Raw genomic sequence first — 8,163 nt, 5'->3', positions numbered from 1 at the left:
GGTACCAGATACGGGCTGCGCCCGCAAGGGGAGATTTACCACGAAACGGAGATGTGGGTAAAGTCCTGCTTTGAGGCCCTGGGCGGCCGGGCGGTGGCCTTCACCGGCACCGAGGAGCAGTCCAACTTCGTGCCCATCATCAACCATATCCGGGCCCAGAACCCGCAGCTCGTCTACTTCGGGGGCATCTACAGCCAGATCGGCCCCTTCGCCAAGCAGCTCCGCGAGCGGGGCCTGCGCATACCCCTTATGAGCGGCGACGGGCTGGGCTCCAGCGAGTTTGAGCGCCTGGCGGGCTCCCAAAACGCCAAGGGGACCTACTACACCACGGTGGCCGGCCCCGTCTCCGCCTTCCCCCAGGCCAAGGCCCTGGCGGAGCGCTTCAAGGCCAAGTACGGGAAGGACATCGAGAGCTTCGGCATCTACGCCTACGACGCCGCCCGGGTGATCCTCACCGCCCTGGAGAACGCTATCAAGGCCAACGGCGGCAAGAAGCCCACCCGGGCCCAGGTGGCCCAAGAGGTGCGCAAGGTGAAGCTCGAGGGCATCATCGGCACCATTGAGTTTGACAACAAGGGCGACATCAAGAAGGCCAAGTACTTCGTGATGCAGGTGGCCGGCACCGGCAACTGGGCCGACAACAAGCTCATCAAGGTCGTTGAGGTGGCGGCGCCGCAGAAGTAGGCCCCTAAGGGCCTAAGCCTAAAGGGGGTGGCTCCAAAAGGAGCCACCCCCTCGGCGGGAAAAAGGAGGCGGCCTTGCTAGAGCAGATCCTGGTCCTGCTACCCCAGGTGCTCTTTGACGGCTTCATCCTGGGCTTCATCTACGCCATGATCGCCCTGGGGTACACCATGGTCTACGGCGTCTTGGAGCTCATCAACTTCGCCCACTCCGAGATCTTCATGATCGGGGCGGTGGCCGGGGTGGAGGTCTTCCGCTACCTGGCGCCCCTGATCCCTAACGGCTACCTCCTCCTGGCGGTGGCCGTGGTGGTGGGCGCCGCGGTGGCAGGCCTCGCCGCCATCCTAGTGGAGCGGCTCGCCTACCGCCCCTTGCGGAGGCGGGGCACCACCAACCGGCTCGTGCCCCTGGTCACGGCCATCGGGGTAAGCTTCTTCCTCCAGGACCTGGTGCGCCTCATTGAAGGGCTTTGGCACAACGAGTTCTTCCTGCGCATGCGCACCATGCCGGACCTCGAGGGTTCCTTCACCCTCTTCGGGGGCGCCATCTTCATCCAGACCAAGTCGGTGATCGTCATCGTGGTCTCCGTGCTCATGCTCTTAGGGCTCACCTATCTGGTGAACCGCACCAAGCTGGGGATGGCCATCCGGGCCGTGGCCCAGGACCTCTCCACGGCGAGCCTCATGGGCATCAACCCCGACCAGATCATCTCCCGCACCTTCCTCATCGGCGGCGCTTTGGGCGGGGTGGCCGGGGTCCTCTTCGCCCTCATCTACACCACCATCAACCCCTACGTGGGCTTCCTCCCCGGCATCAAGGCCTTCACCGCAGCGGTCCTGGGCGGGATCGGCAACATCCCCGGGGCCATGCTGGGGGGCCTCGTCCTGGGCCAGCTGGAGAACTTCTTCGGCACCTACCTGCCCATCCTTACCGCCGGTAACTTCGGGGCGGAGTACAAGGACGTGGTGGCCTTCCTCATCCTCGTCTTCATCCTCCTCTTCCGGCCCCAAGGCCTCCTGGGCCAGATGGTTAAGGAGAAGGTATGAGCCTGCTCTCCCTCGCCCTAAGCCTCGTCTTCCTCCTCCTCTCCTTCCTCGCCCCCAACACCCTCACCGCCTTCCTGGGCCTGGGGGCCCTGGGGGTGGCGGCCTTCGCCCGGCTCGAGCCCCGGGTGCGGACGCTCAACCTCGCCCTCCTCACCCTGGCCTTCACCCTCTTCCTGCGGAGCTCCGGCAACACCCTGGGCCTCATCGGCCTCGTGGGGATCCTCGTGGCCCTCACCACCCTCCCCCGGATCCCGCGCGGGATCCGGGTGGCCCTGGGCCTCGCCATCCTCCTCCTCTCCGTGCCCATCGCCGGGTTCGCCAACACCTTCATCTTTGAGCTCGGCATCCAGATCGGCATCTTCGCCGCCATGTCCTTGGGCCTCAACGTGGTGGTGGGGATGGCGGGGCTTCTAGACCTGGGCTACGCCGCCTTCTTCGCCGTGGGGGCCTACACCTGGGCCATCTTCGGCTCTCCCCAGGCGGGGAAGTTCCTCCAGGGCAACTTCCCCCTGCCCGGCGAGTACATGTACCTCTTCATGCTCATCGCCGTGGTCACCACGGCCATCACCGGCCTCCTCATCGGCCTCCCCGCCCTGAGGCTTCGGGGGGACTACCTGGCCATCGTCACCCTGGGCCTCGGCGAGGTGGTGCGCATCCTGGCCAACAACCTGGACCACCCCATCAACATCACCAACGGGCCCCAGGGGATCACCCCCGTGGGCCGCCCCCCCATTGACTGGTTCCGTAGCCTCATGGGGGCCCTGGGGGTGCGGCTGGACGAGACCACGGACTACCAGCTCTTCTTCTACCTCCTCGTCCTGGTGATGATCGGCCTCGTGGTTCTGGCCAACGTCAACCTGGCCAACTCCCGCTTCGGCCGCGCCTGGGTGGCCATCCGCGAGGACGAGATCGCCGCCCAGGCCATGGGCATCCCCCTCCTGCCCACCAAGCTCATCGCCTTCATGACCGGGGCGGCCTTCTCCGGGGTGATGGGGGTGATCTACGGGGCCCAGCGCACCTTCGTCTCCCCCGAGTCCTTCACCCTCCTGGCCTCCATCACCATTTTGGCCATGGTGATCCTGGGCGGGATGGGCTCCATCCCCGGGGCCATCCTGGGGGCGGCCGCCCTCACCATCCTCAACCTGGACATCCTCAAGACCTTTAGCGAGTTCGTCCGCACCAGCCTCCCCTGGATCCCAAGCCAGGTGGACCCCGCCAAGTACGAGAGGCTGGTCTTCGGGCTTATCCTCATCCTGATGATGATCTACCGGCCCCAAGGCCTGATCCCCGAGGCCCGCCACCGGGCCGAGCTGGAGGAGGAGGCATGAAGGTCCTCGAGGTCCAAGGGGTCACCAAGCGCTTCGGCGGGCTCGTGGCCGTGAACCAGGTGAGCCTGGAGGTGAACGAGGGGGAGATCTTCTCCGTCATCGGCCCGAACGGGGCGGGCAAGACCACCTTCTTCAACCTCCTCACAGGGATCTACACCCCGGACGAAGGCCGGATCCTTTTCCTCGGCCAGGACATCACGGGCAGTACACCCGACAAGGCGGCCAAGCTGGGCATCGGGCGCACCTTCCAGAACATCCGCCTCTTCGGGGCCATGACCGTCCTGGAGAACATCCTGGTGGGGCGGCACATCCACACCCGTGTCCCCTACCTGCACGCCCTCCTCCGCACCCCCCTCGCCCGTAAGGAGGAGAGGAAGGCCCTGGAGGAGGCCTTGAGCCTCCTGGAGTACGTGGGCCTCCTCCACCGCAAGGACGAGCTCGCCCGCAACCTCCCCTACGGCGAGCAGAGGAAGCTGGAGATCGCCCGCGCCCTCGCCCTCAAGCCCAAGCTCCTCCTCCTGGACGAGCCCGCCGCGGGCATGAACCCCAAGGAAACGGAGGCCCTGCAGGAGTTCATCCTGAAAATCCGCAGCGAAAGAGGGCTCACCATCCTCCTCATTGAGCACGACATGCGCCTGGTGATGCGCATCTCCGACCGGATCGCCGTGCTGGACTACGGCTCCAAGATCGCCGAAGGAAAGCCCGAGGAGGTGCGCAAAAACCCCCGGGTCATTGAGGCCTACCTGGGCCGGGGGGCCGCGGGAGGTGCCGCATGAGCCTCCTGGAGCTCAAGAACGTCCACACCTACTACGGGCACATCCACGCCTTGAAAGGCATTTCCCTCACGGTGGAGGAGGGGGAGATCGTCACCCTCATCGGCTCCAACGGCGCCGGGAAGACCACCACCTTACGCACCATCAGCGGCCTGGTGAAGCCGAGGCAGGGGGAGATCCTCTTCCAGGGCAGGCCCATCCACCGCCTCCCCGCCCACGAGATCGTGGCCCTTGGGGTGGGGCATGTGCCCGAGGGGCGGCGGATCTTTCCCCGGCTCACGGTGGAGGAGAACCTGGAAATCGGGGCCTATTTGGAAAATGACCGAAAAGTGGTCCAAGAGCGGAAAGAGCAGGTCTACCAGCTCTTTCCCCGGCTCTACGAGCGCCGCCAGCAGAAGGGGGGGACGCTTTCCGGCGGGGAGCAGCAGATGCTGGCCATCGGAAGGGCCCTGATGCAAAACCCGAGGATCCTCCTCATGGACGAGCCTTCCATGGGCCTCGCCCCCGTTTTGGTGGACTTCATCTTTGAGATCATCCAAAAGCTTAACCAGGAGGGGCGGACGATCCTCCTCGTGGAGCAGAACGCCCGCCTCGCCCTCCAGGTCGCCCACCGGGGGTATGTCCTCGCCACGGGGGAGATCACCCTCGCTGGCCCCGCCAAGGAACTTGCGGAAAACCCCGAGGTGCAAAAGGCCTACCTGGGCGAAGGATAGCCCCCAGGGGGAAGGCTTGCACCCCCTCCGAGGGGGGCGTATACTCTTCCCGTGGTTCCCAAGGGGGGCGACCCCGGAAAGGAGCGGTTATGAAGAAAGCGCTTGTCGGCCTTTTGGCATTCGCCCTGAGCCTGGGCATGGCCCAGAAGACCCTGGTCTTCGGGTCCAACGGGGAGCCGGTGAGCCTCGAGCCCGGCAACATCACCGACGGCATCTCCATCTACGTGCAGCAGCAGATCTACGACACCCTGGTGGCCTTCAAGCCGGGGTCCACCGAGGTCACCGCAGGCCTCGCCACCAGCTGGTTCAGCTCCCAAGACGGCAAGGTTTGGACCTTCCGCCTTCGCCAAGGGGTGAGGTTCCACGACGGCACCGAGCTCACCGCCGAGGCGGTGAAGTTCAACGTGGAGCGCTGGTGGGACCCCAAAAACCCCACCCGCATAGACGCCGCCGCCCGGTATGAGATCTGGCCTTACCTGTTCGGCGGTTCCAAAGGGGAACCCACCTCCATCCTGAAGGAAATCCAGGTGGTGGACAAGTACACGATCCGCTTCGTCCTCAACCAGCCCTTCCCCGCCTTCCCCGCCGCCATCGCCTCGGGGTACTTCGGCATCGCCAGCCCCGCCGCCATCCAGAAGAATGGCAGCCGCTACGGCTCCCCCACGGGGAGCGCCGTGGGCACGGGGCCCTTCCGCCTGGTGGAGTGGCGGCCCGGGGAGCAGATCGTCCTGGAGAAAAACCCCAATTACTGGAAGAAGGGCTTCCCCAAGGTGGACCGGGTGGTCTTCCGGGTGATCAAGGATCCCGCCGCCCGCCTGGCCGCTTTGAAGGCGGGGACCATTGACTTCACCACCGACATCCCCCCGGCCAACCTCCAGGATGTGGAGCGGGACCCCAACCTGGACCCCGTCCTCCGCCCCTCCTTCAATGTGGGCTACCTGGCCCTGAACCCCGGCTACAAGCCCCTCTCCGACCCCAGGGTGCGCCAGGCCATCGCCATGGCCATCAACAAGAAGGCCATCGTCCAAGCCTTCTGGGGCAAGCTGGGGCTCACCGACGGCCACTTCACCCCGCCCCCCATGAAGGCCTATCAATCCCCTAAGGTCACGGACTACGAATTCAGCCCGCAGAAGGCCAAGGCCCTGCTGGCGGAGGCGGGCTACCCCAACGGCTTTGACCTGGAGCTTTGGTACATGCCCGTCTCTAGACCCTACTTCCCCACCCCCAAGGAGATCGCCGAGGCCATGGCCGCCGACCTCTCGGCCATCGGCATCCGGGTGAAGCTCCAGACCAAGGACTGGGCCAGCTACCTCAACGACCGCAAGCAGGCCCCGGGCTTCCAGGCCTACATGCTGGGCTGGACCGGGGACTACGGCGACCCCCAGAACTTCTATGACCCCCACTTCGCCTGCCCCATCAGCGACCTCTTTGACAGCACCCGCAAGCCCCTCTGCGTAAAGGAGCTGGGCGACCTCCTCACCAAGGCGGCCACCACGCCCAACCTGGAGGAGCGCAAGCGGCTTTACCAACGGGCGGACGAACTCACCTTCAACCTGGCCTTGCGCATCCCCATCGTCCACTCCCAGCCCCTTTTGGCCAAGCGCAAGAACATCAGCGGCTGGGTGCCAAGCCCCTTGGGCTCCGAGTCCTTTGAGGCCATAGAGAAGCGCTAGGCGCTTCGCCCCCGGGCCCCCTTCGGGGGGTCCGGGCTTTTTGAGGCCAGAAAATGTGGAGCTACCTTTTCCGCCGTCTCTTGGGCCTCGTGCCCGTCCTCTTTGGCATCACCCTCCTCGTCTTCCTTTTCCTTCAGCTCATCCCCGGCGACCCCGCCCAGGCCATCCTGGGGGAGCGGGGGACGCCGGAACAGCTGGCCGCCCTCAGGGAGAAGCTGGGCCTGAACCGGCCCCTTTACGTCCAGTACCTCACCTTCGTGAGGAACGTCCTCACGGGGGACCTGGGAACAAGCGCCGTGTCCACCATTCCCGTGGCGGAGGAGCTCAAAAGGCGTTGGCCCGCCACCTTTGAGCTGGCCCTGGCCGCCACCCTGGTGGCCGTGGTCCTGGGCATCCCCGTGGGGATTTTGGCCGCGGTAAGGAAGAATAGCCTTCTGGACACCCTCTCCATGAGCCTTTCCCTCCTTGGGGTCTCCATGCCGGTCTTCTGGCTGGGCCTCCTTTTGGTCTACCTCTTCGCCGTGAACCTGCACTGGCTCCCCACGGGGGGAAGGCTTTCCACCGATCTGGCCATAGACTTCAAACCCCTCACCGGTTTCCTGATCCTGGACGGCCTCCTCACCCTCAACTTCCAGGTCTTTTGGGACGCCCTGAGGCACCTCCTCCTCCCTGCCCTCACCCTGGGCACCATCCCTTTGGCCATCCTCACCCGCATCACCCGGAGCGCCATGCTAGAGGTTCTCTCCCAGGACTACGTGCGCACCGCCCGGGCCAAGGGCCTGGCCGAGCGCCAGGTGATCTTCAAGCATGCCCTCAAAAACGCCCTCCTCCCGGTGATCACCATCATCGGGCTGCAGTTTGGCACCCTCCTGGGCGGGGCCATCCTCACGGAGACCATCTTTTCCTGGCCGGGCATCGGCTCCTACATCTACGAGGGCATCCTGAACCGGGACTACCCCGTGGTCCAGGCCGGTGTCCTGGTGGTGGCCACGGCCTTCGTCCTGGTCAACCTCCTGGTGGACCTCTCCTACGCCCTTCTGGACCCCCGCATCCAGTACCGGTGAAACCATGGAAACACCCACCCGCCAAGCCTTCCGGCGCTTTCTGAAGTCCTCTTCGGGCAAGGTGGGGCTTGTCCTCACCGGGCTTCTCCTCCTCCTCGCCCTCCTTGTGCCCCTCCTCCTCCCCTACGATCCCAGCACCGACCGGGACTACCTGAACCGGCTCAAGCCCCCTTCCTTGGAGCACCCCTTCGGCACCGACCACCTGGGCCGGGACGTGTTCACCCGGGTCCTTCACGGGAGCCGGATCTCCTTGCAGGTGGGGGTGGTGTCGGTGAGCCTCGGCCTCCTCCTGGGCACCTTTCTCGGCCTCTTAGCCGGGTTCTACCGGGGCCGGACGGAGCTTTTCATCGGCTGGCTCGCCGACCTCCTTTTGGCCTTCCCGGGAACCCTTTTGGCCATCGCCATCGTGGCCGTCTCGGGACCCAGCCTGCAAAACGCCATGCTGGCCATCGGCATCGTCCAGGTGCCGGTTTATATCCGCCTGGCCCGCTCCATGGTCCTCTCCCTCAGGGAGCAGGACTTCGTCCAGGCGGCCGTCGCCCTGGGGGCGGGCAATGGCCGGATCCTCTTCAAGCACATCCTCCCGGGCACCCTGCCCCCCCTCGTGGTCCAGGCCACCTTGTCCATCGGGACAGCCACCCTCGAGGCCGCCGCCTTGGGCTTCCTGGGCCTTGGGGCCCAGCCCCCCGCCCCCGAGTGGGGGGCCATGATCGCCGACAGCTTCAAGGGGGGCTACGCCATGAACGCCCCCTGGACCATGATCTTCCCCGGGCTTTTCATCATGCTCACCGTCCTCGCCTTCAACCTCCTGGGGGACGGCCTCCGGGACGCCCTGGACCCCCGGAGCCGCTAAAGGAAGGGTAAAAACCGCCCCCTTCCCCCTGG

At 65.6% G+C, this 8,163-nt stretch carries 8 protein-coding genes; all 8 read left to right on the top strand.

The window, feature by feature from the left end; translation table 11 throughout:
• Nucleotides 1-684 (top strand): branched-chain amino acid ABC transporter substrate-binding protein (locus IEX93_RS04660; protein ID WP_229906094.1); only part of this gene is annotated, 684 nt, incomplete at its 5' end.
• A gap of 74 nt (nt 685-758) precedes the next feature.
• Nucleotides 759-1,727 carry a branched-chain amino acid ABC transporter permease gene (locus IEX93_RS04655; RefSeq protein WP_188847006.1) on the top strand — a complete coding sequence of 323 codons (969 nt, stop codon included), beginning with the start codon at nt 759-761 and terminating at the stop codon, nt 1,725-1,727.
• Complete coding sequence (locus tag IEX93_RS04650; protein WP_188847004.1) at nt 1,724-3,055, top strand: branched-chain amino acid ABC transporter permease; 1,332 nt, start codon at nt 1,724-1,726, stop codon at nt 3,053-3,055. The genes IEX93_RS04655 and IEX93_RS04650 overlap by 4 nt, the downstream gene beginning before the upstream one ends.
• Nucleotides 3,052-3,831, top strand: coding sequence for an ABC transporter ATP-binding protein (locus tag IEX93_RS04645; protein WP_188847002.1), 780 nt, complete (start codon nt 3,052-3,054; stop codon nt 3,829-3,831). The genes IEX93_RS04650 and IEX93_RS04645 overlap by 4 nt, the downstream gene beginning before the upstream one ends.
• A complete protein-coding gene (locus IEX93_RS04640; protein ID WP_188847000.1) occupies nt 3,828-4,541 on the top strand; it encodes an ABC transporter ATP-binding protein in 714 nt (237 codons plus the stop codon). Before IEX93_RS04645 ends, IEX93_RS04640 begins: the two co-directional genes overlap by 4 nt.
• An 89-nt stretch (nt 4,542-4,630) precedes the next feature.
• The gene (locus IEX93_RS04635; protein ID WP_188846998.1) at nt 4,631-6,214 is read left to right on the top strand and encodes an ABC transporter substrate-binding protein; all 1,584 of its coding nucleotides are present in this window, start codon (nt 4,631-4,633) and stop codon (nt 6,212-6,214) included.
• Between the two features lie 53 nt (nt 6,215-6,267).
• On the top strand, nt 6,268-7,278 hold the full coding sequence (locus IEX93_RS04630) for an ABC transporter permease (RefSeq protein WP_188846996.1): 1,011 nt from the start codon (nt 6,268-6,270) through the stop codon (nt 7,276-7,278).
• Nucleotides 7,279-7,282: 4 nt separating this feature from the next.
• Nucleotides 7,283-8,131, top strand: a complete 849-nt coding sequence (locus IEX93_RS04625) for an ABC transporter permease (RefSeq protein ID WP_188846995.1) — start codon at nt 7,283-7,285, stop codon at nt 8,129-8,131.
• The last annotated feature ends 32 nt before the right edge of the window (nt 8,132-8,163 follow it).

Origin of the sequence: Thermus composti, assembly GCF_014647535.1 — a bacterium.
GTDB lineage: Bacteria > Deinococcota > Deinococci > Deinococcales > Thermaceae > Thermus > Thermus composti.
Note: the sequence above shows the minus strand (reverse complement) of the source record. Positions and strands in the feature narration are given on the sequence as shown.

Coding starts and splice junctions, on each gene's coding strand:
- IEX93_RS04650 (WP_188847004.1), top strand. CDS start 1,724: ATGAGCCTGCTCTCCCTCGCCCTAAGCCTCGTCTTCCTCCTCCTCTCC.
- IEX93_RS04645 (WP_188847002.1), top strand. CDS start 3,052: ATGAAGGTCCTCGAGGTCCAAGGGGTCACCAAGCGCTTCGGCGGGCTC.
- IEX93_RS04640 (WP_188847000.1), top strand. CDS start 3,828: ATGAGCCTCCTGGAGCTCAAGAACGTCCACACCTACTACGGGCACATC.
- IEX93_RS04635 (WP_188846998.1), top strand. CDS start 4,631: ATGAAGAAAGCGCTTGTCGGCCTTTTGGCATTCGCCCTGAGCCTGGGC.
- IEX93_RS04630 (WP_188846996.1), top strand. CDS start 6,268: ATGTGGAGCTACCTTTTCCGCCGTCTCTTGGGCCTCGTGCCCGTCCTC.
- IEX93_RS04625 (WP_188846995.1), top strand. CDS start 7,283: ATGGAAACACCCACCCGCCAAGCCTTCCGGCGCTTTCTGAAGTCCTCT.